27 protein-coding genes, 2 tRNA genes and 1 pseudogene are annotated in these 22,131 nt (G+C 50.5%); 18 read left to right on the plus strand and 12 right to left on the minus strand.

The window, feature by feature from the left end; genetic code table 11:
• From SK38_RS03020 to ldtA, 6 genes are all read left to right on the plus strand, one after another.
• Positions 1-816 (plus strand): energy-coupling factor ABC transporter ATP-binding protein, encoded by an 816-nt coding sequence (locus SK38_RS03020; RefSeq protein WP_003839037.1) that lies wholly within the window; start codon positions 1-3, stop codon positions 814-816.
• Positions 813-2,333: a cobyric acid synthase gene (locus SK38_RS03025; RefSeq protein WP_048216011.1), complete on the plus strand. Its 1,521-nt coding sequence runs from the start codon at positions 813-815 to the stop codon at positions 2,331-2,333. The genes SK38_RS03020 and SK38_RS03025 overlap by 4 nt, the downstream gene beginning before the upstream one ends.
• Positions 2,330-2,875, plus strand: coding sequence for a bifunctional adenosylcobinamide kinase/adenosylcobinamide-phosphate guanylyltransferase (gene cobU, locus SK38_RS03030; RefSeq protein WP_048216012.1), 546 nt, complete (start codon positions 2,330-2,332; stop codon positions 2,873-2,875). The genes SK38_RS03025 and cobU overlap by 4 nt, the downstream gene beginning before the upstream one ends.
• A complete protein-coding gene (gene cobS, locus SK38_RS03035) occupies positions 2,872-3,615 on the plus strand; it encodes an adenosylcobinamide-GDP ribazoletransferase (RefSeq protein WP_003834082.1) in 744 nt (247 codons plus the stop codon). Before cobU ends, cobS begins: the two co-directional genes overlap by 4 nt.
• 24 nt (positions 3,616-3,639) lie before the next feature.
• Positions 3,640-4,704 carry a nicotinate-nucleotide--dimethylbenzimidazole phosphoribosyltransferase gene (gene cobT / locus SK38_RS03040; protein WP_008785130.1) on the plus strand — a complete coding sequence of 355 codons (1,065 nt, stop codon included), beginning with the start codon at positions 3,640-3,642 and terminating at the stop codon, positions 4,702-4,704.
• A 127-nt stretch (positions 4,705-4,831) separates the two neighbouring features.
• Positions 4,832-5,761 carry a L,D-transpeptidase gene (gene ldtA, locus SK38_RS03045; protein ID WP_048235113.1) on the plus strand — a complete coding sequence of 310 codons (930 nt, stop codon included), beginning with the start codon at positions 4,832-4,834 and terminating at the stop codon, positions 5,759-5,761.
• Between the two features lie 24 nt (positions 5,762-5,785).
• On the opposite strand, the gene SK38_RS03050 is transcribed toward ldtA, so the two are convergent.
• The 5 genes from SK38_RS03050 to mtfA form a co-directional block, all read right to left on the minus strand.
• Positions 5,786-6,469: an ABC transporter ATP-binding protein gene (locus SK38_RS03050; protein ID WP_032669186.1), complete on the minus strand. Its 684-nt coding sequence runs from the start codon at positions 6,467-6,469 to the stop codon at positions 5,786-5,788.
• Between the two features lie 10 nt (positions 6,470-6,479).
• Positions 6,480-8,168 carry an ABC transporter permease gene (locus SK38_RS03055; RefSeq protein WP_048235115.1) on the minus strand — a complete coding sequence of 563 codons (1,689 nt, stop codon included), beginning with the start codon at positions 8,166-8,168 and terminating at the stop codon, positions 6,480-6,482.
• Positions 8,152-9,189: an extracellular solute-binding protein gene (locus SK38_RS03060; RefSeq protein ID WP_048235116.1), complete on the minus strand. Its 1,038-nt coding sequence runs from the start codon at positions 9,187-9,189 to the stop codon at positions 8,152-8,154. The genes SK38_RS03055 and SK38_RS03060 overlap by 17 nt, the downstream gene beginning before the upstream one ends.
• Before the next feature lie 260 nt (positions 9,190-9,449).
• Positions 9,450-9,525, minus strand: a tRNA-Asn gene (locus SK38_RS03065).
• A gap of 132 nt (positions 9,526-9,657) precedes the next feature.
• Positions 9,658-10,422, minus strand: a complete 765-nt coding sequence (mtfA, locus tag SK38_RS03070; protein WP_048235118.1) for a DgsA anti-repressor MtfA — start codon at positions 10,420-10,422, stop codon at positions 9,658-9,660.
• Between the two features lie 93 nt (positions 10,423-10,515).
• Between mtfA and SK38_RS03075 the strand changes: the two genes are divergently transcribed.
• The 4 genes from SK38_RS03075 (at position 10,516) to SK38_RS03090 (ending at position 12,145) form a co-directional block, all read left to right on the plus strand.
• A tRNA-Ser gene (locus SK38_RS03075) sits at positions 10,516-10,605 on the plus strand.
• 400 nt (positions 10,606-11,005) lie between these two features.
• Positions 11,006-11,254: a type II toxin-antitoxin system HicA family toxin gene (locus SK38_RS03080; protein ID WP_032943882.1), complete on the plus strand. Its 249-nt coding sequence runs from the start codon at positions 11,006-11,008 to the stop codon at positions 11,252-11,254.
• Entirely contained in the window at positions 11,247-11,705 is a 459-nt protein-coding gene (locus SK38_RS03085) for a type II toxin-antitoxin system HicB family antitoxin (RefSeq protein ID WP_032943881.1), read from the plus strand. The genes SK38_RS03080 and SK38_RS03085 overlap by 8 nt, the downstream gene beginning before the upstream one ends.
• Complete coding sequence (locus SK38_RS03090) at positions 11,705-12,145, plus strand: hypothetical protein (RefSeq protein WP_032943880.1); 441 nt, start codon at positions 11,705-11,707, stop codon at positions 12,143-12,145. Before SK38_RS03085 ends, SK38_RS03090 begins: the two co-directional genes overlap by 1 nt.
• A 323-nt stretch (positions 12,146-12,468) precedes the next feature.
• On the opposite strand, the gene SK38_RS03095 is transcribed toward SK38_RS03090, so the two are convergent.
• The 7 genes and pseudogenes from SK38_RS03095 to SK38_RS03120 form a co-directional block, all read right to left on the minus strand.
• On the minus strand, positions 12,469-13,503 hold the full coding sequence (locus tag SK38_RS03095; protein WP_048236401.1) for a tyrosine-type recombinase/integrase: 1,035 nt from the start codon (positions 13,501-13,503) through the stop codon (positions 12,469-12,471).
• On the minus strand, positions 13,478-13,720 hold the full coding sequence (locus SK38_RS23540) for a DUF4224 domain-containing protein (protein ID WP_075553024.1): 243 nt from the start codon (positions 13,718-13,720) through the stop codon (positions 13,478-13,480). Before SK38_RS23540 ends, SK38_RS03095 begins: the two co-directional genes overlap by 26 nt.
• 70 nt (positions 13,721-13,790) lie before the next feature.
• On the minus strand, positions 13,791-16,262 hold the full coding sequence (locus tag SK38_RS03100; RefSeq protein ID WP_053069327.1) for a 3'-5' exonuclease: 2,472 nt from the start codon (positions 16,260-16,262) through the stop codon (positions 13,791-13,793).
• Positions 16,263-16,403: 141 nt separating this feature from the next.
• Positions 16,404-16,742: an RrF2 family transcriptional regulator gene (locus tag SK38_RS03105; RefSeq protein ID WP_197089499.1), complete on the minus strand. Its 339-nt coding sequence runs from the start codon at positions 16,740-16,742 to the stop codon at positions 16,404-16,406.
• Complete coding sequence (locus SK38_RS03110; protein ID WP_156183238.1) at positions 16,742-17,080, minus strand: hypothetical protein; 339 nt, start codon at positions 17,078-17,080, stop codon at positions 16,742-16,744. The genes SK38_RS03105 and SK38_RS03110 overlap by 1 nt, the downstream gene beginning before the upstream one ends.
• A gap of 164 nt (positions 17,081-17,244) precedes the next feature.
• Positions 17,245-17,382: pseudogene (locus SK38_RS25375) on the minus strand (hypothetical protein); the annotation flags it as partial.
• 288 nt (positions 17,383-17,670) lie between these two features.
• Positions 17,671-18,099 (minus strand): helix-turn-helix domain-containing protein, encoded by a 429-nt coding sequence (locus tag SK38_RS03120; RefSeq protein ID WP_016150454.1) that lies wholly within the window; start codon positions 18,097-18,099, stop codon positions 17,671-17,673.
• An 89-nt stretch (positions 18,100-18,188) separates the two neighbouring features.
• Here SK38_RS03120 and SK38_RS03125 point away from each other — a divergent pair, with 89 nt between their 5' ends.
• Genes SK38_RS03125 through SK38_RS03160 form a run of 8 tightly spaced genes read left to right on the plus strand, consistent with a single transcriptional unit; the run spans position 18,189 to position 22,128 of the window.
• On the plus strand, positions 18,189-18,419 hold the full coding sequence (locus SK38_RS03125) for a transcriptional regulator (RefSeq protein ID WP_048235126.1): 231 nt from the start codon (positions 18,189-18,191) through the stop codon (positions 18,417-18,419).
• A 2-nt stretch (positions 18,420-18,421) separates the two neighbouring features.
• Positions 18,422-18,976 (plus strand): toxin YdaT family protein, encoded by a 555-nt coding sequence (locus SK38_RS03130; RefSeq protein ID WP_048235129.1) that lies wholly within the window; start codon positions 18,422-18,424, stop codon positions 18,974-18,976.
• A 54-nt stretch (positions 18,977-19,030) separates the two neighbouring features.
• A complete protein-coding gene (locus SK38_RS03135; protein ID WP_048235130.1) occupies positions 19,031-19,831 on the plus strand; it encodes a DUF1376 domain-containing protein in 801 nt (266 codons plus the stop codon).
• Positions 19,832-19,833: 2 nt separating this feature from the next.
• The gene (locus SK38_RS03140; RefSeq protein WP_048235132.1) at positions 19,834-20,574 is read left to right on the plus strand and encodes an ATP-binding protein; all 741 of its coding nucleotides are present in this window, start codon (positions 19,834-19,836) and stop codon (positions 20,572-20,574) included.
• Positions 20,575-20,593: 19 nt separating this feature from the next.
• Positions 20,594-21,010, plus strand: coding sequence for a PerC family transcriptional regulator (locus tag SK38_RS03145; RefSeq protein ID WP_032943873.1), 417 nt, complete (start codon positions 20,594-20,596; stop codon positions 21,008-21,010).
• A 5-nt stretch (positions 21,011-21,015) separates the two neighbouring features.
• Entirely contained in the window at positions 21,016-21,354 is a 339-nt protein-coding gene (locus SK38_RS03150; protein ID WP_048235134.1) for a DUF977 family protein, read from the plus strand.
• Complete coding sequence (locus SK38_RS03155) at positions 21,351-21,653, plus strand: hypothetical protein (RefSeq protein ID WP_048235136.1); 303 nt, start codon at positions 21,351-21,353, stop codon at positions 21,651-21,653. The genes SK38_RS03150 and SK38_RS03155 overlap by 4 nt, the downstream gene beginning before the upstream one ends.
• 1 nt (position 21,654) lies before the next feature.
• On the plus strand, positions 21,655-22,128 hold the full coding sequence (locus SK38_RS03160; protein WP_000840609.1) for a class I SAM-dependent methyltransferase: 474 nt from the start codon (positions 21,655-21,657) through the stop codon (positions 22,126-22,128).
• The last annotated feature ends 3 nt before the right edge of the window (positions 22,129-22,131 follow it).

The following is a 22,131-nucleotide window of genomic DNA, read 5'->3' on the forward strand; positions in this document are numbered from 1 at the left end:
ATGCTTGCCACCTCAGCGCTTTGGTTTCGCTATCAGGATGACCCGATCCTCAAAGGGCTAACTCTGGATTTTTCGACGCATGCCGTCACCGGACTGGTAGGCGCTAATGGCTGCGGGAAATCCACGCTGTTTATGAACCTGAGTGGCTTATTGCGCCCACAGCAAGGCGCGGTGATGTGGCAGGGCAAACCGCTGGATTACAGCAAGCGCGGCCTGCTGGCGCTGCGTCAACAGGTGGCAACGGTATTTCAGGACCCCGATCAGCAAATCTTTTATACCGATATCGACAGCGATATCGCCTTTAGCCTGCGCAATCTTGGGGTGGATGAAGCTGAAATCGCTCGCCGCGTGGAAGATGCGCTTACGCTGGTCGACGCCCAGCATTTTCGCCATCAGCCCATTCAGTGTTTAAGCCATGGGCAAAAAAAACGCGTAGCGATTGCCGGGGCGTTGGTGTTGCAGGCGCAGTATCTGCTGCTGGATGAACCTACTGCGGGCCTCGACCCGTCAGGCCGCACGCAGATGATTGAGATAATCAAACGCATCGTTGCGCAAGGAAACCACGTCGTAATTTCCAGCCATGATATCGATCTTATCTATGAAGTCAGCGATGCGGTGTACGTTTTACGCCGGGGCGAAGTGCTCACGCACGGTACGCCAGGCGACGTTTTCGCCCGTACGGATCTTATTGAACAAGCGGGATTAACTCAGCCTTGGCTGGTGAAGCTGCATACAGAGTTGGGCTTCCCGCTGTGTAAAACAGAGGCTGAATTTTTTAGCTGTATGCGAGAGAACGCACTGAAGGAGGCGTCATGACGCAGGCAATAATGTTGCAGGGAACGGCATCTGATGTGGGTAAAAGCGTATTGGTCGCCGGGCTGTGTCGTATTTTTTATCAGGATGGACTGCATACCGCGCCGTTCAAATCGCAGAACATGGCGCTGAACTCTGGCATTACGCCAGAGGGAAAAGAAATGGGCCGCGCGCAAATTTTTCAGGCCGAAGCCGCAGGCATTACGCCAGATGTGCGTATGAACCCGGTGTTGCTTAAACCGACCAGCGATCGAAAAGCGCAGGTAGTGCTGATGGGTAAAGTGGCAACCGATATGGACGCGGTGAGTTACCACGAGTACAAGCCACGTCTGCGGGAACAGATCTTGTCAGTTTATAATAGCCTGGCGCAGGAGTTCGATGTGCTGGTGCTGGAAGGTGCGGGGAGCCCGGCAGAGATTAACCTGCGCGATCGCGATATCGTCAATATGGGTATGGCAGAGATGGCGCAGTGCCCTGTCGTTTTGGTGGCGGATATCGATCGTGGCGGGGTGTTCGCCTCCATTTACGGCACGCTGGCGCTGTTGCACGATCACGAACGCGCGCGGGTAAAAGGGGTGATCATCAACAAGTTTCGCGGTGATGTGACGCTACTGCACTCCGGTATCGAGCAAATTGAAGCGCTGACCGGTGTTCCGGTATTGGGCGTGATGCCATGGCTGGATGTTGATCTGGAAGATGAAGACGGCGTTGCGCTGCAAAAGGGCAAGTATTTGCGCACTGACAAACGCGATATCGATATCGCCGTAGTTCAAATACCGCACATTTCTAACTTTACTGATTTCAATGCGCTTGCTGCTCAGCCGGACGTGCGCGTGCGCTATGTTCGCCAGCCTGAAGAGCTGGCGGGGGCCGATCTGGTGATTTTGCCGGGTAGCAAAAACACCCTTGGCGATCTGGTGTGGCTGCGTGAAAGCGGGATGGCGCATGGCGTCGTGCAATTACATCGTAATAACGTACCGGTGGTTGGGATTTGTGGCGGCTATCAAATGCTCGGCGACACCATCATTGATGAAGTAGAGTCGGGCCTCGGTACGCTGCCGGGTCTGGGCTTACTTAATACAGTCACCCATTTTGCCCAGCACAAAACCACGACCCTGGTTGAGGGACAAATGTCTTCATCGCTGCCTGACTGGCTGGCGGGCACGGCGGGGTTATCCGTTCGCGGTTATGAAATTCATATGGGCGAAACAGCATTAACCGATGAATGCCGGTCGGTGATGACGTTGCACAAAGACGGCGGCAACGTTGTTGACGGCGCGGTCACTCCGGATGGCCTGGCGTTCGGCACCTATCTTCACGGTCTTTTCGACAGCGATGATTTCACCCGTGCGTTGGTCAATGGCCTGCGAGAACGTAAAGGGTTAGCTCCGCTGGATTCCACCTTCCATTACGCGCAATATAAATCGCAGCAGTTTGATCTGCTGGCGGATGCGATGCGGCAACACATCGATATTGAAAAAATTTATACCATCATGCAGCAACACCGGGAGCCAGTATGATGATTCTGGTTACTGGCGGCGCGCGAAGCGGTAAGAGTCGGCATGCGGAAGCGCTGATCGCTGATTCCCCAAACGTTTTGTATATCGCGACTTCGCAGATTTTTGATGAGGAGATGGCTGCGCGAATTCAGCATCATCGCGATGGACGTCCTGCGCACTGGCGGACAGCCGAACGTTGGCAACATCTTGATGAACTGATCACGGACACGAACGATCCTCAGGAAGCTATTCTGCTGGAATGCATCACCACGATGGTGACCAACTTGCTGTTTGCGCTGGGCGGTGAAAGCGATCCGGACAGCTGGGATTACGCGGCGATGGAGCAGTCTATCGAAGGTGAAATCCGTTCGCTGATCGCAGCCTGTCAGCGCTGCCCGGCAAAGATCGTGTTGGTCACTAACGAAGTGGGAATGGGGATTGTGCCGGAGAACCGTCTGGCGCGGCATTTTCGTGATATTGCAGGACGCGTGAACCAGCGACTGGCGGCGGCGGCGGATGAGGTCTGGCTGGTGGTATCAGGAATTGGAGTCAAAATTAAATGAGTAAGTTGTTCTGGGCAATGCTCTCTTTTATCAGTCGCTTGCCCGTTCCTGCTCGCTGGTCGCAAGGACTGGATTTCGAGCACTATTCCCGCGGTATTGTAATGTTTCCCCTGATTGGCGTCGTGTTGGGAGGGCTGACGGGGCTGGTCTTTATGGCGCTCCAGCCCTGGTGCGGTATTCCGTTGGCGGCCCTTTTTGCGGTGTTGACACTGGCATTGCTGACCGGGGGATTTCATCTGGATGGTCTGGCGGATACCTGTGACGGCATTTTTTCGGCGCGCCGACGCGAGCGGATGCTGGAAATCATGCGCGACAGTCGTCTGGGCACCCACGGTGGACTGGCGTTAATTTTCGTTTTACTGGCGAAGGTACTGGTGGTGAGTGAACTGGCTTTGCGTGGCACGCCGATGCTGGCCGCGCTGGCAGCGGCATGTGTCGCCGGGCGAGGAACGGCGGTGTTGCTGATGTATCGGCATCGCTATGCCCGCGAAGAAGGACTGGGCAACGTTTTTATTGGCAAAGTCACCGGGCGTCAAACCTGCGTTACGTTGGGATTAGCGGCGATCCTTGCCGCCGTGCTACTTCCCGGCATGCGCGGCGTGGCAGCGCTGGTTGTCACAATAGTGGCGATTTTTATTCTTGGGCAGTTATTAAAACGCACGTTGGGTGGGCAAACCGGCGATACGCTGGGCGCTGCCATTGAACTTGGCGAGTTGATTTTCTTGCTGGCTCTGCTCTGAGTCAGCCCACATACTGGAACCCTTATGCAGACTTTAACCTCTTTACTCCGCACGATCCCATCACCCGACAGTGCCGCGATGCTGCGTGCACAGCAGCATATTGACGGCTTGCTTAAGCCGCCGGGAAGTTTAGGGCGACTCGAATCTCTCGCCGTACAATTGGCCGGGATGCCTGGCCTGAAGGGTGTGCCGCATGTGAACGGCAAAGCGATGCTGGTGATGTGCGCCGATCACGGCGTGTGGGATGAAGGGGTTGCCGTTTCGCCTAAAGTTGTCACGGCTATACAGGCTGCCAATATGACGCGTGGAACGACCGGCGTCTGCGTCCTGGCCGCTCAGGCTGGGGCGAAGGTTCATGTGATAGATGTTGGGATTGATGCTGAACCTATTCCCGGTGTGGTGAATATGCGTGTGGCACGCGGTTGCGGCAATATAGCCGAAGGCCCGGCAATGAGCCGTTCGCAGGCAGAAGAGCTGTTGCTGGAAGTCATCCGCTATACCCATGAACTGGCAAAAGACGGTGTAACGCTGTTTGGCGTCGGGGAGCTTGGTATGGCAAATACCACACCTGCGGCGGCCATTGTCAGCGTGCTGACCGGCAGTGATGCTGAGGAAGTCGTGGGTATTGGCGCTAACCTTCCTCTTTCCCGGGTGGGGAATAAGGTAGACGTTGTGCGCCGGGCAATTGCCGTCAATCAACCGGATCGCCATGACGGTGTCGATGTGCTGGCTAAGGTTGGCGGGTTTGATCTTGTCGGTATGGCGGGGGTGATGCTTGGGGCGGCCTCCTGTGGTCTGCCTGTGGTGCTGGACGGTTTTCTTTCGTATTCTGCTGCGTTGGCGGCCAGCCAGATTGCACCGCAGATTAAACCCTACTTAATTCCGTCACACTTCTCCGCTGAGAAGGGCGCACGCACCGCGCTGGCGCATCTTGAATTGGATCCTTATCTGAATATGGGGATGCGTTTAGGCGAAGGTAGCGGGGCCGCGTTGGCGATGCCGATTATTGAAGCTGCCTGTGCGATGTACAAAAATATGGGGCAGCTCGCCGCCAGTAACATCGTGCTTCCAGATGGTAAGGAAGCGTAGTTACCGCTCAACCTGAACCTCGCCTGATGGCGAGGTTTTTTTATGCGCAAATATGTCGTAAGCCACTAAAACAGATAATAAAAGCTATACTTTACGGATATCTGTTGCGACGAAGGAAAGGAAAAAGATGCGTCGTGTAAAACTGCTTTGTTCACTCATTATGCTGCTTGCGAGTCAGGGCGCGCAGGCGGTGAGTTATCCGCTGCCGCCAGAGGGGAGTCGCCTGGTGGGTAGCCCATTGACTATCACGGTTCCACCAGGAAACACCAAGCCGCTGGAGGCATTTGCCGCTCAGTACGGACAGGGGTTGAGCAATATGCTTGAAGCCAATCCGGGCGTCGATGTTTTTCTGCCTAAATCGGGTTCAACGCTGGTTGTGCCGCAGCAACTGATACTTCCGGATACCGTGCGCGAGGGGATTGTCATCAACGTCGCCGAGATGCGGCTTTACTATTATCCTGCTGGCAGCAATACGGTTGAGGTTTTACCCATTGGCATTGGTCAGGCGGGTAGAGAAACGCCGCGTAACTGGGTGACGGCGGTCGAACGTAAGCAGGAAGCACCAAGCTGGACGCCGACGCCAAATACCCGACGTGAATACGCCGCTCGCGGGGAAAGCTTGCCGGCTTTTGTTCCTGCCGGACCAGAAAATCCGATGGGCCTGTATGCAATTTATATTGGCAGGCTTTATGCCATTCACGGGACAAATGCCAATTTCGGTATTGGTCTGCGGGTAAGCCAGGGGTGCATCCGTTTGCGGAATGATGACATCAAGTACCTGTTTGATACGGTGCCTGTAGGGACGCGTGTACAATTAATTGACCGACCGGTGAAATACAGCGAAGAGCCGGACGGTAGTCGCTGGGTGGAAGTACATGAGCCGCTGTCACGAAACCGTTCGGAATACGAGTCTGACAGAAAGGTGCCTTTGCCAGTCACTCCCGCTTTGCGCACCTTTATCAGCGGGAATGACGTGGATGTGAGCCGCGGGAGCCAGGCGCTGGAAAGACGTTCCGGTATGCCGGTGAACATCAGCCTGGTACAGAAGCATTATTAATTTTCAGGGCGACCCTGTTTACCTTCAGGTCGGATGGGTCGCTTTTTTAATTTGATACTGCCCCATTTTTACCACGCCAATATGGTCAGCCATTAGCTGGGCTTCGTGTTCACTGTGGGTAACCAACAGCGCCGTTTGCCCGGCGGCGCGCAAAATATCCCGTACCTCGTTGCCAAGACGCTCACGCGTGCGCTTATCCAGGCTGGAGAAGGGTTCATCGAGCAACAGGATTTCCGGATGTGGCGCCAACGCGCGCGCAAGGGCGATACGCTGTTGTTGCCCGCCGGAAAGCTCATGCGGATAGCGGTTGGCATGGCTGTGTAACTCCACCATTTTCAACAACTCAGTCACTCTGGCCTGTTGTTCCTCACGCGGCATGCGACGCAATCCAAAGGCCACATTTTGCTGCGCGGTCAGATGGGGGAATAACGCATATTCCTGGAAGACCATGCCGACATGACGTTTTTCCGGTGGCAGATGAACGCCGGGACCGGCAACACGTCGCTGTGACACATAGATCTCTCCGTTTTGCAGGCGTTCAAATCCGGCAACTGCGCGTAGCACCGTGGTTTTTCCGCAGCCTGAAGCGCCCAGCAGACAGGCAATTTCACCTTTACGTACCGACATTGAAAATCCGCTCAGTACCGATTGCTGGCTGTTGCCATAAGCAACGTGTACATCCTGGAGTCGTAATGCAATTTCTGACATTGTTGCTCTCTTAACCACGGCGAGTCATTTGGTGACGCACCAACAAAATAACCGGTAGCGTGCCAGCTAAAACAATCATTAGCGCGGCGATAGCACCTTCTTCATAGGTTCCACGGGCGGCTTCCGCATACAGCAACGTTGCCAGCGTTTCAAAATTGACCGGGCGCAAAAGCAACGTTGTTGGCAGCTCTTTCATGGCATCAGCAAAAACCAGCAGGGCACTGCTGACTAACGCCGGGCGCAGCAGGGGAAAATGGACTCGTGCAAACGTCCCCGCACCATTCTCACCCAACAGACGAGACGCCTGTTCCAGCGAAGGTGGAATGCGGCCCAGACCAGAATCCAGTGCGCCAATGGCAATCGCCTGGAATCGCATGGCACAACAAATTACCAGCAGGATCCCGGCGGACATCAGCGGCAGGCCGCGAACATCCAGTAAATCTGCCAGCCAGCGGTCGACAGCCATGGCGGGGGGTAAAAAGCCAATCGCCAGAATTGTGCCGGGAACCGCATAGCCTAAAGAGGCCAGACGCATCACGCCGCGACGAAATCCCGGCATGGCGTTGTCTGCGGCGCTATGACGCGCGCTCCAGGCCACCAGCATACTGACGCAAACCACCACTAGCGTAGTTCCCGCTGCCAGCGATAGCGTATTTTGCAATGCTGACAGTAACGAAGAGGAAAGGGGGTTCTCATCACCTATACGTTTGGCGCTTTCCCACATTAAAAACAGTACCGGAGCCAGAAAACCCAGCACAACCGGCAGTGAAATAACGCCACCGAGCAGCCAACCACGCCAGCCCTGCACGCGCGTAGGTTGAATTTCCCGCAGGCTGCGGCTGCTGAATCCTTGTTTTCTGCGACCATAAAATTCCAGCGTCAGAATCAGGAATATAAACATCAGCATCATGCAGGCAATTTGTGCCGCGGCAGATAAATCAGAACGCGAGATCCATGTGGTGTATACGGTAACGGTTAACGTCTGTACCCCGAGAAACTCCGATGCGCCAATATCGTTGAGCGTTTCCAGCAGTGCCAGGCTGATCCCAACGGCCAGTGCCGGACGTGCCATGGGCAAAGCAACTCGAAAAAAGGTTCCGGTTGCGCTGCATCCCAGCGTGCGTGCGGCTTCCAGTAAATGAGCCGGTTGGCTAATAAACATGGCGCGGGTTGTCAGATACACGTATGGGTATAGCACTAATCCGAGCAGGATGATTGCGCCGGAAAGTGAGCGTAAATCAGGCAGTCGGAACTGTCTTGGGCTGTCAAAACCCAATAAAAAACGGATAAACGTTTGCAGAGGGCCAATCGGATGCAGCAGATCGAGCCACGCAAAGGCCACAATGTAGGTCGGCATCGCCAGCGGCAACAGTAACGCCCAGCTAAGAATTTTACGTCCAGGAAAATCCCATGCCGTTACCGCCCATGCGCTGCCTACGCCAATCACGCCGACCATCACCGCGACACCGGCTAATAACAGCACGGTATTTTTTAGTGCGGCAGGCAGTACATACGTCAGGAGATTATCCCAGTGAGATAAATCGGCCTGGGTAGCCTGCCAAATCAGCGCAATGATCGGTGTCAGAACGCCAAGCGCTACGCACAGCGCGCCAAGATGTAGCGGCGTTAATAATGACTGCGGCCCGGAAACCAGGCCGCGTAACGTCGGAAACTGCAGAGGTTTATTGATCGAATCCAACTTTATCTACCAGCAGACTAGCTTGTTTACGATATTTAACGATTTCGGTTAACGGCGTTTTATCGACGTCGATTTCACCAATGGTTGCGCTAATAACCGGGTCAAGCGTCACGCCTTTCAGTACCGGGTATTCGAAGTTCGCTTTCGCATACTGCTGCTGGGCAGGTGCGGAAACCAGATATTCCATCAGCTTAACGGCATCGGCTTTATTTGGTGCATAGCGGGCTACAGCTGCGCCACTGATATTGACGTGTGTACCGCCATTTTCAAAGGTGGGTTTAACGACTTTAATCGCATCGCCCCACTGACGTGCATCACTGCCTTCTTTGGCGTTTTTCATATGGCCGACGTAATAGGAGTTGGCGAGACCAATATCGCAAATGCCACCGAGAATATCGCGAGCTACATCGCGGTCGCCACCGGTAGCTTTACGCGCCAGGTTAGCTTTCACACCGCGCAGCCATTCTTCGGTCTTTGCTTCACCGTGATGAGCAATCATTGCGGCGATCAGCGCTGTGTTATACGGGTGCTGTCCGGAACGAATACAAACTTTACCTTTGTACTCAGGGCTGGCGAGTTGTTCGTAATGCCAGTTATCGATTGGCAGTGACTTCTCGGCATACAGCACGCGGGCACGCATCGACAGCGCAAACCACTGATTATCTGCGCCGCGCAGATTAGCCGGAATAGCGGTTTTCAGTGCTTCTGACTCTACTGGCTGAGTTACACCCGCTTCCACTAAATCAATGAGGTTACCGGCATCGACGGTCATCAGCAGGTCGGCAGGTGAATTTTTACCTTCAGCTTTAACGCGCTCAAGCATACCGTCCTTGATATAGACCGTACTGACTTTGATGCCGCTGGTTTTGGTCCAGCTATCAAGCAAAGGCTGGATCAGACCCGGTTCACGGGTGGTATAGAGCGTTAACGTATCCTGAGCGAAAGCCGGTAGGCTAACAGAGAAGACCAGGGCAGAGGCAAGGGTGATACGGCGCAGTCCGGCGCGAGGCAGAGAATTCATCGTTTATATCCCAGAGTAATTGGAACGTACAGTGAACCGAGCGGGGGGCTCGTTCCTTTGGCTCGCGTACAATAAATGATAATCACTAGCACTTACAATAATTGCAAAGTTTAAACGATTTACATTTACATAACTTTAATCAACGTTGTGATGCGGCATGTAACAGCGGTGCAGAGCAGGCAGGGGGCTTATGAGAGGGATTTTATAGCGACCTGAAAAGCAAAAAGCCTGCTTAGTTTCCTAAGCAGGCTTCTTAAATATGGCTCCTCTGACTGGACTCGAACCAGTGACATACGGATTAACAGTCCGCCGTTCTACCGACTGAACTACAGAGGAATCGTGTGAACGAGGCGCATATTACTGACCTCACCATGAGGTGTCAACAGTAAAATTAGCGCGTCATTTCAATTGGTTAATTAATCTTCAAATTCAGCGTTAATGCACATTTGGTGAGCGACAATGGCCACCTTAGCGGGTATCGCGTAACCGCTCCATGGGGTTCTGGCGGTAAAACTGAATGAAACGTTGCCATAATGCCGGAAAACGTGGTGCAAATAATTCAGGGGCACTGAAGAAATACTCCGATAGAACGGCAAAGCATTCGGCAGGATCGGTCGCTGCGTAGGCATCTATACTGCACGCGGTTTCACCGACCAGATCAATTTCATCCTGAATGTTATTCATTGCGGCATGCAGGTCGTGCTCCCAACTGGCAATATCTCGCAGAGGGATCGCCGGAATACCGCTGGCGCGGTCGCCATTACGCATATCAAGCTTATGTGCCACTTCATGGATGATCAGGTTGAAGCCGGAGGCATCAAAAGAATCCTGAATGTCGAGCCAGTTGAGGATTATCGGACCTTGCTGCCAGCTCTGCCCGGACTGTACAACACGTTGATTATGTACCAGCCCAATATCGTCTTCCCATTCATCGTCCACGACAAACGGGGCAGGGTAGATGAGAACTTCATGAAACCCGTCGAGCCACTCGATCCCCAATTCCAGAACAGGCAAACAGAAAAGCAGCGCAATGCGCGAACTTTTTAGTGGATCAAGTTCAAACCCCTGAAGCGCTACCAATCTTTTTTGCTGTAAAAAGCGCTCGGCCAGGGCGATAAGCCTGGCTTGTTCTTGCTCGGTGAGATTCACCAGAAGAGGAATAGCCAGGGCGTCGTCCCACGGCCAGTCGTCACTCCGGGTTGTTTCTTGCTCTTTCCAGGGCCACTTAATCATCGTTTTGCTCGCAAACTCGTCACTTGAACGAAATTGACGGAACGGGGTCTGTTAAAATGCCAAATTACCTGGCATCATGGCAACCGCCAAAACGGAGAGATGCCAGAGCGGCTGAATGGACCGGTCTCGAAAACCGGAGTAGGGGCAACTCTACCGGGGGTTCAAATCCCCCTCTCTCCGCCACTATTCAAACACTTAGCTCAATTCCTTTCAACGACTCATGTCACACTTGGTATAGTGTTGGTATACTTTCTTGGTATATTCCTTTAGCTTTTTGAATTCAATACACATCTTTCATACCCACATTTCCCGCAAGAGTAAATTTCTTGATACAATGTTCTTCGTTTAGAATGTCCCAATGATCTAAACGCAACTAGCTTAAGCCTGTATCCGTTCTGATGCTTATGCTGTGGTGTGAAGGGACAACTTAACCATCTTGATTCTAAAACCTGCGTTGTGTTTGTTGCATTTGGTGATCGCATTTATTCAATACATAAAATGTGATGACTCATAAGGGGATTTTCCTATACAATCACTTGCAACTGAATTTTAGTTGCAAACATGCTCTTGATGGATATACTTGATGAGTAAAAGCAAGAAACTAAGGGAGCGGCTTGGAGCGCTGCCAAAGGATTTTACCTGGGAAGAGCTTGTTACACTTCTTGGTCAGTATGGTTTTAAAGTTTTAAACGGTTCTGGTTCAAAGAGAAAGTTTGCTAATGATCACGGTAGGTTAGTGTCATTTCATTGCCCACACCCCGGCAATATAGTGAAAGGGTACATACTCAAGGAAGTAAAAACTCTTTTAGATGAGCTAGATAATTATGAGTAATATGCTGAAATATAAAGGTTATTTTGGAAGTGTTGAGTTTTCTTTAGAAGATAGAGTTCTTCATGGAAAAATTCAATGCGTCAATGACCTTGTTACTTACGAAGCTGAGAATCTAGATGGCTTACAACTTGCTTTTGAAGAAGCTGTTGATGATTATTTGGATACATGCAAGGCCTTGAACAAAGAGCCAGAAAAACCAATGAGCGGTACTTTTAATGTCCGTATCGGCTCAGAACTCCATAAAAAGGTCTATTTAGCAGCTTGTGCTGAAGGTAAGAGCCTTAATGATTATGTAAAAACGGCGATCGAAGAGAAAGTCGCTGGTAAAAAAGAATTCCATTTCCACTTCGAAAAACGCGAAAGAACAGAAGTTTTCACTCATGAATACGTCTCAAGGTCAGAGCGTGAAACCAAGTGGAGAGGAGATATTGAAAAAGGGACTCGCCACTGATGTTGGAAAAAATCAAATACCAGGGTTTTACAATCTCTGCGTCTCAATTTATTGAGCACAAGGATAGTGAAGGTGGGCGCTTTAAACTGCTTGTCAGCGACAGTGAGTTTGCTTCTGGATATGACGAGGAACAAAAAAAATGCTGGGCACAACTGGCAATAGAAGCCTCGATCAAGGGATATGACGATGATGCATTAATCGATCCGGACGAACCTGACGAAGAAGGTTTGGCTTTCGAAGTTAATCTGAAAATTGACGTTTTCTATGATATTGACGGGGATAAGCCAATTGAGGAAGAATTTTATGAGTCAAACTTATGGTTCTTCGAAAATTTCACGTCCATCACACTGAAGCTGGCATTTGAGTCAATATTAGAACGTACTCCAATGCGAACCATCAAGCTTCCATGGTCAGTTCCATTGGTTGCTGTAGAAGAATAAAGATTAAGCCCTGCTGAGAACAGGGCTTAGGGGGCGGAAAGTCTGAGAAACTTTCCGGTGTGTATGGAGGTAACCCAGCCGCTACACTTATGTTGACAAACGGAGTTTAGCTGCTCTCCTGACAATACGCAACCTGTATGGGTTTACAGGTCTGCAGGGAAAGATAGCTAATGGCTACTACGACCTGTACTAAATGCGGGAATACTTGCGAAGTCATCTTCCGCTACACCGTATGTGTAGATGGAGTTGTTCGGCACGCAAAAAAAGGAAAACCTTTTCCTATTCCTCTATGCAACTGTTCTGAAAAGAAAGCTGCGTGATCTTTAGTCCAATTTAACCCGCTCAGGCGGGTTTTTTATTGCAGGTAAATCAAGAGTTGGTGTGACTTTCACTTTTCTGTCATAAATCACAACTTGGCTTTCAGTTTTATGACCTGAGAATAGTTGTTTGTCCTTACTTGAACCTTCGTAATCAGATATTCCCTTGGCTTTGAGATCATGAAATGTACACGGCAGTTTTCTATCTAGTTTTTTTCCTGCTGCTTCCCTTGCAGTTTCCCACAGATCGTTAAACCCACTTTTCGAGTATTTAGTTTTTTTGCTGCTACAGATAACCGTTTCCCGCCCACCCAGAGTTTTTGCAAGTTCGATGGCGTTATGAAGCCGTTCAGTCCAGACTTTTATTTGTTTAGTCCCGGTCTTTCCCTGCTGGATAAAAATGCCTTCCTCGCTTACTTGCGACCATTTGAGAGAAAGAACATCCGAAACGCGAGCCGCACATAAGTAAGATATCTCCATGCCAACCCGGAGAGCTGGTGCCGCCTCTTCATAAATTGCCTGATATTCTTCGTCTGTCACGTACACGTCACGGGCTTTTAAAGAGAACTTGCGTACTCCTTTGCACGGATTTCCTTTCACATACCCTCGTTCATATCCCCATGAGAAAACACGCGACATCCCGCCGAGTTCTTGGTTTGCCTGGTTAATACTGCGTTGGCCACGTTTATCCATATAGATCCTGACCATCTCAATTTTTATGTCATCTGCTCGCATATTCCCGAACACTGGAACCAGGTTTTTTTCATACGACCTGTAATCAGTCTGCGTTCGTGGAGCCAGTTCAGCAAAAGCTGGGCTGCTGGTGAATAACTTCCATAATTTAGAAAATGTCATTACGTCTGAGCGCTTGGCTTTTTCTTCCTCATAACGCGCCCATAGCCGGGACATACTCGTCCCGGTAATAGGTGCAAGAGTTACGCTTTGTTTTGTTCCTTTTGGCTTCCACACATAGCTATAACGGTTTTTAGTTACGCGTGGCGGGAGGTGTTTGTCTTTAGGATCTTTTCTTGGTCTGCCCATTGATTGCGTCGTAATTTGGCTCAAGTGCAACATATTCATCGACCTTAGGTAATTCAGAAACTCCGGGATCAATACTTCTGCGCAATACAATTGGGCGGTTCCGCCCATCAGTGGTGAACGGTATGCCGTGACACCGCAGCTGTCGCTGCTGGTGGGTGTAGCGCTGATAGCCAGTAATTTCTGCAATTTCCTGAGGAGACAGTGTAAGTTTGTGCATAGCTCATCTCTCTGATGGCCTGCCTGTAGAAACATACCAGGCAGGATCCGTAAATTGTGAAATTAGAAAATCAGTTTGCAGTCAGACGTTGCCAGATTGCAGAGACGTATTTGACCTGATGCCGGGCGTCAGAAAGCGCATTGTGCATTTCGCCTTCAAACGGGATGTCGAAGCGTGGATTGATACCGACAGATTTACCCAGCGCGACCATGGTCCTTACGTCCCTGTCATTCCAGAACGGAACAGTGAAGGGGGTATCTGTTAACGCGTATGCGCGGCGAAGAATGACGTTATCAAACGAGCAACCATTACCCCATAACTGAACTGTGTGGCTTCCGTTAGCAGCGTTTTCAGCAATAAAATCAGCCAGAAGTTCGAGAGTCTCAAGCAGTCCCATGGCTTCATCAACAAGAATGGCAGAGCGGGCTTCAGATGATTGTTTCAACCACCACTGAATCGTCGACGCATCCGGTTTCATGCCAAACGACATCGATGACTCCAGACTGACAACCTGGTAAAACTCGGCACCAGTGTTACCAGTTGAAGGATCAAAAAATACAGCGCCAATAGAGACTATTGGGGCATCAGGACTGTTGCCCATAGTTTCCATATCAACCATCAGGTGAGTATAGAAAGCGTTCAGGGGATCCGTTTCAATATGGTGAACGGGTTCATTATTCAGGGAAGCTGACGCGTCACCAGTTGCATCAGAGCTTTTAACTGGCAAAACTGCTGTTTCGCTCTGAGGCACTTCAGCATTAGCTTTGATTTCGCTGTTGTCAGTTTTTTCCATCTGCACATCGCTGGTGGTTTCCTCGGTATTGGCTTGTTGTAATTTTTCTTCGACGGCGCGCTGGCGTACCTGGTCTACGACAGAAAGCGCGGCTGCCGGCTGGTTACCCATCAGGCCGTCGATGGAGAACACACCGTTGCCCATGTTGGCGATTTCTGGTTGTTCGACTCCTGCCTTCTGTTCAGCTGTGACTTTCTCGTTAATCTCGTTTTCCCAGCTTTTTTCTGGCACGTGACCGGCTGCCACCAGGATTTCTTCAGTTGGGTACTGGTGGTCGGTTTCAGTCAGGTTCTTATTGATGTAACGGCTCAGCAGTTCCGGGAAATGGTGAGCGTTTTCTTCTGCACTGCGAATAAGCGCGAAAATAGCGGCACGGGAATAATCCAGGATGCCAGCGCGTTTGCGCAGGGCGACGGACCACTCTTTGAACGGGCTTTCGTTTTTAGCAATGATCTCTTTTGCACGACGGAAAACGCCACCCGGAATATCGTAGATGTTGAAATCCATTGGAAGTGTGGCCAGCGCAATATCAATGTCCAGAGTTTCCAGCGTGTGGATAAGTTCCGGGTTACGATCGGTCTTATTGCCACCACCAGCGTTGGTTCCTGCATCAGAGCGCTGAATCTGTGACACACGATTGCCCTTACACCACTCTTTAACCAGCAACCCGCGGTCAATGTGTTCAGTACTGAACCAGGCCTTAAAGAACTGAATTACGGTAGACAGATCCACTCGTTTACCATCAACCGGGAAAATAGTTTTTAGCGCGCTGACAATTTTCCAGATATCGATCTCTGGCGCTTTCTTGAATGGTTCTACATTCTCGGCGGCAAGCAGCAGATTTTGCACGTAGCTGTTATCCACATCCAGCTCAAGTTCCTGAATGGTTTTCTTCTGTTCAGTATCAATATGGTAAGCATATTCATCAGAAATAAACTGAGCTAAAAGGCGCTGGCGTAGCGGGAGAGTCGCAACGGTAATGAGTTCTGGCGTTACAGGTGGAACGGTGGGCTCATCACCCACAATTCGTGCTTTCTTATCGTTAACCCACTCCTGCACGGTTTGAGTCCGCGCTTTCGGTTCCGCAATCCATTCGGTAATAAATTCCTCAAATGAAGCAATGGTATAGACCTGCTCACGGTCGAAGACTTCTTTTATTGCGTTTGCCAGGTTCCACTCGACATGAGCAGAAAGTTCTTTCGCCGCTGGCACATTTGCAACGGCTAGTAATAGGTTTTGTATATAGAGATCATTTTCGTCCAGTTCCATTTGTCCGATCTGGACGTGCCGCGCTTCACTGATTTCCTTCTCTTCACCGTCATTTAACAGGTGTGCAATCAGCCGTTGAGACAGGCGCAGGCGAGATATGGGGCGGAGCAATGCTGGCGCATCGCTGGTGGGTACATTGGCACTGGAGGTTTCTGGTTTTTGCTGGCTGGAAGCCTCCAGATTTTCATCATCGGGCTTCTGTTTCAGTTGCCACGTCTGCTGGTCTTCTGCCAGTTCGTAACGATCGCACCATGTGTCATCAAGAGTGCTTTCCTCAGGAAGATCGTCAACAACAAACCAGTTGGTGCGGACAGGTAATTGATAGTCGGCGCCACGACCGACGGCAATATTGTTGTCTTCGAGAATATTGAGGATTTCGCGTTCTGCACGGGAATCTGATTTCGCAGAGAACCAGCAAAACAGGTTTTTTGCCTCAGTTGCTTTCGCTTTGGCTTTAATAAGATATGCATACGTTAACATTGCGTTCGGGCTCCATTGGATTGTAAGATACCCGGCAGCTGATGATCGCCGCCTAAGGTAGTGGTTATTGGTCAAAACTCGTTCCGGAAAGCTTTGGTCGGCTGACCGGGTACTTAACCCGCCTTGCGCGGGTTTTGTGCTTTATGGGGTAGGGGATTTTCCCTGCGCCAGCTGTGCGACGGGGACCCACTCCAGAGCATTCAGCACGGGCTCAAATGAATCAGGCGTGTGAGTAACGGCGCGAACGACGTCAGCCACGCTGGGGTTTACTTTGCTAAGGTGGTACCCGCCACCAGCGCCACGCTGGCTGGTGACGATTTCACTGCTGCGCAGCTTCGAGAAAATCTGCTCGAGGTAAGACACAGACAGCTTTGATTCTTTACTGATAGATGCGATGGAAACCGGACTGCCGTTGTAAATCCTGTTGAGGATGGCAACGACCTGAACAGATGCCACCACACGTTTTATTCCAAACTCCATCACGCATCCTTTGCCGGTTCGCGACCGTATCCAGGGTTATCGTCCAAGGCATCACTCAGAACCCGCATTGCCTCATTGTGTGGGAGAGTCAGAGCAAGTTTGATCGCCGTTCCAAGAGCTTCAGCCGCACATTCAAATTTACGAGCGAGCCTGGCTGTTTCATCAACTTGTTCGCCCATCGCTTCTATTTCAAAGTTGTGCTCTGTCCAGACTTCATCCATCACATCACTTTCAACTTCTTCACGTAATGCTTCTTTTACTTCCAGAACAGGCAAAACGCCGATTAATGCCTCTGCTGGTGCGCTGCTGAAGCGCAATGCCAGATCGTTAGCTGACATAAAAACCTCCGGAAAAAAGCCCGCCACGGGACGGGCAAAGAACACTTTTCCAATTTAACCAGAACAGGTCTTCGTCTCCTGTTTGGTTACGATGGTGGTATTACCATCACAATGCCCTGTGCACCGGGCATGAGGCTGGCAACAGCCATTGGTCAAACTCGTTATCAACGAACTGCAGTCTGTTGGTCGGCAGACGGGTCGCCCTTCTGGGCGAGCATGTAGCAAATCAGTCGAATGATTACTTCAATACGGTTTAGATGTACGGCCTGACACCGCACTGGTTTACGTGCGAAATCGATCATGGATTTATCCTCTTGCGTTGCCCTTGTCGCCAGGCTGGCGGAACGTTGAACCTGCTGCGTGTTAATGCCTGTCATCTCATCCGGTGATTCGTATGCCGCCGGCAGCTACTTCGTGGGCGTCCTGCCTTGATGACTGATTTTCTAAAATCAGGCTACAAATAAATATACCAGACGTCAAGATGAAATTGATAAATTACATACCATGATGTTTTTTTGTTATCAGTGGTGAGGCATGTTCGGGCGTAAAAAAGGCCGCTATTAGCGGCCTTAACAACGTAGATTTAGAAACTAGCGTTGAGGATCTATTTTGCGTTTGCGTAAAAACTCAGCCATGAAGGCATCGAGCTCTTCTAGTCTGGTTTTTGCTAAAGATATAAACCTTTCTTGCTCAGCCTCAGGGAGCTGGTCGAATACCTCAAGGAGAGCAGACTGATGTGGGTTCAGAACAGTTTTACTTTGTGTAACTGAAACAATGTGCTCCTCTTCTTCATCGGTCATGAAGAACCAATAAAGCGGTTTTCCAAGCGCCTCGGGCAAGAGTATGAGTTTTTCTTTGCGTGGAAAAATACCTGCGTTACACCAATGGCTAACGGTTTGCGAGTTAACACCTATCCGACGTCCCAGTTCAGATTGAGACATGCCAGCCTCATCAAGAGCTCGTTGCAAACGTTCTTCAAAGTTCATTTTCAGTTCCAAATCTAACCAATAGCCAAGCATACAAAGTTTCCTTTCAAATGTGGCTAGTTAAATTTCTTGACATTGATAAGTATTTTATCAAATATGTGGTACGGAATTTAGGAGGTCGTATGAACGAAAACATTCAAAAGAAGATCATTTCACTGTGTGGTAGCCAATCAGAACTAGCTCGCCGTTTAGGCAAAAACTCACAGACTGTTTCAGTCTGGTTTCGCACTCAAGTCGCCAGCACAGAGGTGCTAAACGCCTGCAGGGCGCTGGATTGGAAAGTCACCCCACACGAAATCAGACCGGATCTTTATCCAAACCCCACTGATGGTTTACCTCAAAAGGAGGCTTAATCATGCAATCAGCCACGTATCAACATCATAGCCAGCGTTTAGCTATTCCGTTGAAAACGGAAAATCATTTTAAACCCCAGCGCCGTGACGGCATCCAGCACCGTGCCATATTGGCTGCCGTTCGTGAATGGGAATCGACAATACCAGGACAGGCACAGGAAAGAATTGCTCAGCTGGTGGCTGAAGAGTGGGCCAAGGCAGATGGCCGCGGAATTGCTGTTAATAAGCAGAATTTATTCCGGTATCTGAAAAACGAGGGCGGTTCGGAAAAGTATACGGCTTACGTTATGCAGCTGTCAGGTTCAATCATTGCTGCTATGCCAGTTCAGATTGCCAGGAAGCACGGGTTAAGTAATGCGAGCACAGAAGCGGAGCTGGTGGCCAACGCTATCAAAGAATGCAGTGAGGCACATCAGGCGAAATTAATCGGCGCTCCGTTACAGAAACTGGAGAAGGAAATTCGTGAAGCAGCAATCGCTTTGTTCAACATGTTACCAGCTGATGCGGCGGGACCACTACTGGCGAGTTTAAGCGCCGTAGCGCCGCAATTGTTTTAATCGAGTTTTGAGCAATAACAATTACGCGCCGGGAAACCGGACAAGGGAGTAACCATGGCAGCTCTGCCTTACATGCAACTTTACATTGCTGATTACCTGGCGGACACCATGCATCTGTCTACAGAAGAGCATGGCGCATACCTGCTACTGATGTTCAATTATTGGCAAACAGGTCGCCCGATCCCCAAAAACCGACTATCGAAAATTGCACGGCTGAGTAACGACCGTTGGGATGCCGTTGAACCTTCGTTGAAAGAGTTTTTTAACGATAACGGTACCGAATGGGTACAGGAGCGTATAGAGCGTGATCTGGAGGCGGTTAAAAACTCAATCAGCCAAAAGTCAGCAGCTGGAAAAGCATCCGCTCAGGCGAGAAAAGCTAAAAAAGGAGCGAATAACCAACAAAATAACAACGGGTGTTCAACGGGTGTTGAGCCTCCGTTAAAACAGAACGCCAACGGAAACACAACTAATAAAGATCCAGATACAGATACAGATCTAAAAGAAAACCAAGAGAGAGAGTTACACGCGCCAGGTGACTTTTTACCGCCCATAGGCAAATTTCCGATCACAGATGACTGGACACCTGGTGATGACTTTGTACGCCAGGCTGCGCAGTGGGGAATAAACCTTGGGGATCTACCAGGGTATACCTCCGTCGAATTACAGCAGTTCCGGGACTACTGGAAATGCGAAGGGAAAGTTAAACACCACATCCAGTGGGAACAGACTTTTGCTTCCAGCCTGAAAACATCACGCGCCAAATCTTCCTCACCATCGGCAGGTACACGTCGACAGGCTGGCTTTGGCGTTTCACAACCTGACGCTCAGATCCCGCCAGGATTCAGGGGGTAATGATGAAATCGACGCATGACTTGCTTGGCCGTCTACGTAATCTCATGCCTGCAGGTGTTCAGCCGAAATTTACCAGCAGTCAGGAATTAATGGCCTGGCAGCAGGAAGAAGGGCGAAAGCGCGCAGCTGAGCTGGAAAAACAAAATCAGCGTAACCGTTCAGAAAGGATTTTTGGGCGCTCAGGGATCTGCGAGTTGCACAGGGGGTGCTCATTTGCAAATTACCAGGTGAGCAACGACGGGCAGAAACACGCGCTGACAATGGCAAAGAGCTACGCACATAACTTTGGGAATGGCTTTACCAGTTTCATATTCAGCGGCAGTTGTGGAACAGGGAAAAATCATCTTGCCGCGGCAATCGGGAACTACCTGCTTCAGCACGATTATTCCGTTCTGGTCGTGACAGTACCTGATTTGATGCTTCGCGCACGCAAATGCTATGACGAGGGCCAGTCTGAGTCCGATTTGCTGGACGATTTGTGCAAGGTTGATTTGCTTGTTCTTGATGAGGTTGGTGTTCAGCGTGATACGCGCAATGAGTGGGTATTACTTAATCAGATTATCGATCGCCGTATGGCGTCAATGAAACCAGTGGGGGTGCTAACAAACCTGAATTATGACGAGTTATCGAAAGTTCTGGGTGAGCGGGTCATGGACCGCTTAACCATGGATGATGGTATCTGGGTAAATTTCGCCTGGGGAAGTTATCGCAAAAATGTGACCCATTTACGGGTCGTGAAGTAACTAAAACGAGTATTGACCAATGACCATAGAAATCTCTCAGAAAGATCGGGTAGCGATAGTGGTACGCCATACCCCGAACTGTGTATTACGTGATGTGTGTGAAGCGCTGGATATTCCATCCGGTACCGCTGGTAAGTTTCTGCGCGCGCTGACTGTCAGCGGCACAGTCCTGCGTACTCACAACGGAACTCAGTATGTTTATAACATTGCTACGGATGCAGAAATACCCGACGTAAAACTGCCCTTCATGGAAGAGAAAAGCGATCCGGCTGAAACGCAATTAGCGGAGAAAATGGCGAAAGACCTTAAGTCCCGGGGACTCTGGCGGCGCGCGGCAAAGGTATATACCGACATGTTAGACATTGCCCGTAGTTCAGCTGAAGTGTCACGTATAGCGCAGCAACGTAATGAATGCTTGCGTATGGCCCGGAGGTGATCAGCATGCCAAGACCAAATACACCAGAAGAGCAGGCGGCACTTATCAGAGTGATCATCGAAGAGGTGAAAATCCGCGGTCGTTTAACCGTTAGTGAGGCATCACAGATGTTGTCGCTGCATCGTCAGACTGCTGAGAAGTATTTCCGCGTAGCAGCCGAACGCGGCGAACTCATTCGTTACGGCCGTCTTGGTTTGTTCAGGGACCAGAAGGCTGTGATTGATTTCGATCTCCAGCGTTTTTCATACGGTTCGAGTAAGCCTGTGACTGAGTTGCCAGCAGATTTTCGGGGAAGTGCAGTTATGCGCCGGGTTATAGATATCGTAGGGAGAATGCCAGCATGAAACCATCATACGAAGAATTAGAGAAAAAATGCGCATTATTGCAATCCAAGCTGGCAGCAATGAATGAACTGATGAATGTAGTGGGAAAAGCCAGCGATATTGTGAATGTGGGGATCGCAGAGTTGCAATCTCAGAACGCTGAACTGGAGGCGCGGACTGTCAACTTATCAAAACGCAGCGTTGGTGAAGTCATGCACATGAGCGGATTCAGCCGGGATTATGCCGAGGGATGGTGTGCCGGTAATGACAACGCTATTCACGAAATCCGCGCCGCTGGCATTGGCGTGAAGGGGGAGTGAGATGGCAGAACAAACTATTTTAGACGTGTGCTGCGGCTCCCGCATGTTCTGGTTCAACAAGCAGGACACCCGCGCCGTGTTCACTGATATCCGCGCCGAAGAGCACGAACTGTGTGACGGTCGCCGCCTGGTTATCAGTCCAGACCTGATTGCCGACTTTCGTTCATTGCCGTTCGCTGATTCTTCTTTTCCGGTTGTGGTGTTTGACCCGCCGCACCTGGAACGCGTGGGCCAGTCTGCCTGGATGGGTAAAAAGTACGGGCGATTGAACAAAAAAACGTGGCGTACAGATTTACGCGCCGGATTCAAAGAGGCATTCCGCGTGTTGTGGCCACACGGTGTACTCATCTTCAAGTGGAACGAAACACAGATCCCGGTAAGCCAGATTCTGGCGCTTACAGACGTGAAACCTGCAATTGGTCAACGTACCGGGAAGAACGACAAAACCCACTGGATTATTTTTGTGAAGGACTAACTC

The organism is Citrobacter sp. MGH110, assembly GCF_001037515.1.
GTDB classification, from domain to species: domain Bacteria; phylum Pseudomonadota; class Gammaproteobacteria; order Enterobacterales; family Enterobacteriaceae; genus Citrobacter; species Citrobacter portucalensis.

Coding starts and splice junctions, on each gene's coding strand:
- SK38_RS03020 (WP_003839037.1), top strand. CDS start 1: ATGCTTGCCACCTCAGCGCTTTGGTTTCGCTATCAGGATGACCCGATC.
- SK38_RS03025 (WP_048216011.1), top strand. CDS start 813: ATGACGCAGGCAATAATGTTGCAGGGAACGGCATCTGATGTGGGTAAA.
- cobU (WP_048216012.1), top strand. CDS start 2,330: ATGATGATTCTGGTTACTGGCGGCGCGCGAAGCGGTAAGAGTCGGCAT.
- cobS (WP_003834082.1), top strand. CDS start 2,872: ATGAGTAAGTTGTTCTGGGCAATGCTCTCTTTTATCAGTCGCTTGCCC.
- cobT (WP_008785130.1), top strand. CDS start 3,640: ATGCAGACTTTAACCTCTTTACTCCGCACGATCCCATCACCCGACAGT.
- ldtA (WP_048235113.1), top strand. CDS start 4,832: ATGCGTCGTGTAAAACTGCTTTGTTCACTCATTATGCTGCTTGCGAGT.
- SK38_RS03050 (WP_032669186.1), bottom strand. CDS start 6,469: ATGTCAGAAATTGCATTACGACTCCAGGATGTACACGTTGCTTATGGC.
- SK38_RS03060 (WP_048235116.1), bottom strand. CDS start 9,189: ATGAATTCTCTGCCTCGCGCCGGACTGCGCCGTATCACCCTTGCCTCT.
- mtfA (WP_048235118.1), bottom strand. CDS start 10,422: ATGATTAAGTGGCCCTGGAAAGAGCAAGAAACAACCCGGAGTGACGAC.
- SK38_RS03080 (WP_032943882.1), top strand. CDS start 11,006: ATGAGTAAAAGCAAGAAACTAAGGGAGCGGCTTGGAGCGCTGCCAAAG.
- SK38_RS03085 (WP_032943881.1), top strand. CDS start 11,247: ATGAGTAATATGCTGAAATATAAAGGTTATTTTGGAAGTGTTGAGTTT.
- SK38_RS03090 (WP_032943880.1), top strand. CDS start 11,705: ATGTTGGAAAAAATCAAATACCAGGGTTTTACAATCTCTGCGTCTCAA.
- SK38_RS03095 (WP_048236401.1), bottom strand. CDS start 13,503: ATGGGCAGACCAAGAAAAGATCCTAAAGACAAACACCTCCCGCCACGC.
- SK38_RS23540 (WP_075553024.1), bottom strand. CDS start 13,720: ATGCACAAACTTACACTGTCTCCTCAGGAAATTGCAGAAATTACTGGC.
- SK38_RS03100 (WP_053069327.1), bottom strand. CDS start 16,262: ATGTTAACGTATGCATATCTTATTAAAGCCAAAGCGAAAGCAACTGAG.
- SK38_RS03105 (WP_197089499.1), bottom strand. CDS start 16,742: ATGGAGTTTGGAATAAAACGTGTGGTGGCATCTGTTCAGGTCGTTGCC.
- SK38_RS03110 (WP_156183238.1), bottom strand. CDS start 17,080: ATGTCAGCTAACGATCTGGCATTGCGCTTCAGCAGCGCACCAGCAGAG.
- SK38_RS03120 (WP_016150454.1), bottom strand. CDS start 18,099: ATGCTTGGCTATTGGTTAGATTTGGAACTGAAAATGAACTTTGAAGAA.
- SK38_RS03125 (WP_048235126.1), top strand. CDS start 18,189: ATGAACGAAAACATTCAAAAGAAGATCATTTCACTGTGTGGTAGCCAA.
- SK38_RS03130 (WP_048235129.1), top strand. CDS start 18,422: ATGCAATCAGCCACGTATCAACATCATAGCCAGCGTTTAGCTATTCCG.
- SK38_RS03135 (WP_048235130.1), top strand. CDS start 19,031: ATGGCAGCTCTGCCTTACATGCAACTTTACATTGCTGATTACCTGGCG.
- SK38_RS03140 (WP_048235132.1), top strand. CDS start 19,834: ATGAAATCGACGCATGACTTGCTTGGCCGTCTACGTAATCTCATGCCT.
- SK38_RS03145 (WP_032943873.1), top strand. CDS start 20,594: ATGACCATAGAAATCTCTCAGAAAGATCGGGTAGCGATAGTGGTACGC.
- SK38_RS03150 (WP_048235134.1), top strand. CDS start 21,016: ATGCCAAGACCAAATACACCAGAAGAGCAGGCGGCACTTATCAGAGTG.
- SK38_RS03155 (WP_048235136.1), top strand. CDS start 21,351: ATGAAACCATCATACGAAGAATTAGAGAAAAAATGCGCATTATTGCAA.
- SK38_RS03160 (WP_000840609.1), top strand. CDS start 21,655: ATGGCAGAACAAACTATTTTAGACGTGTGCTGCGGCTCCCGCATGTTC.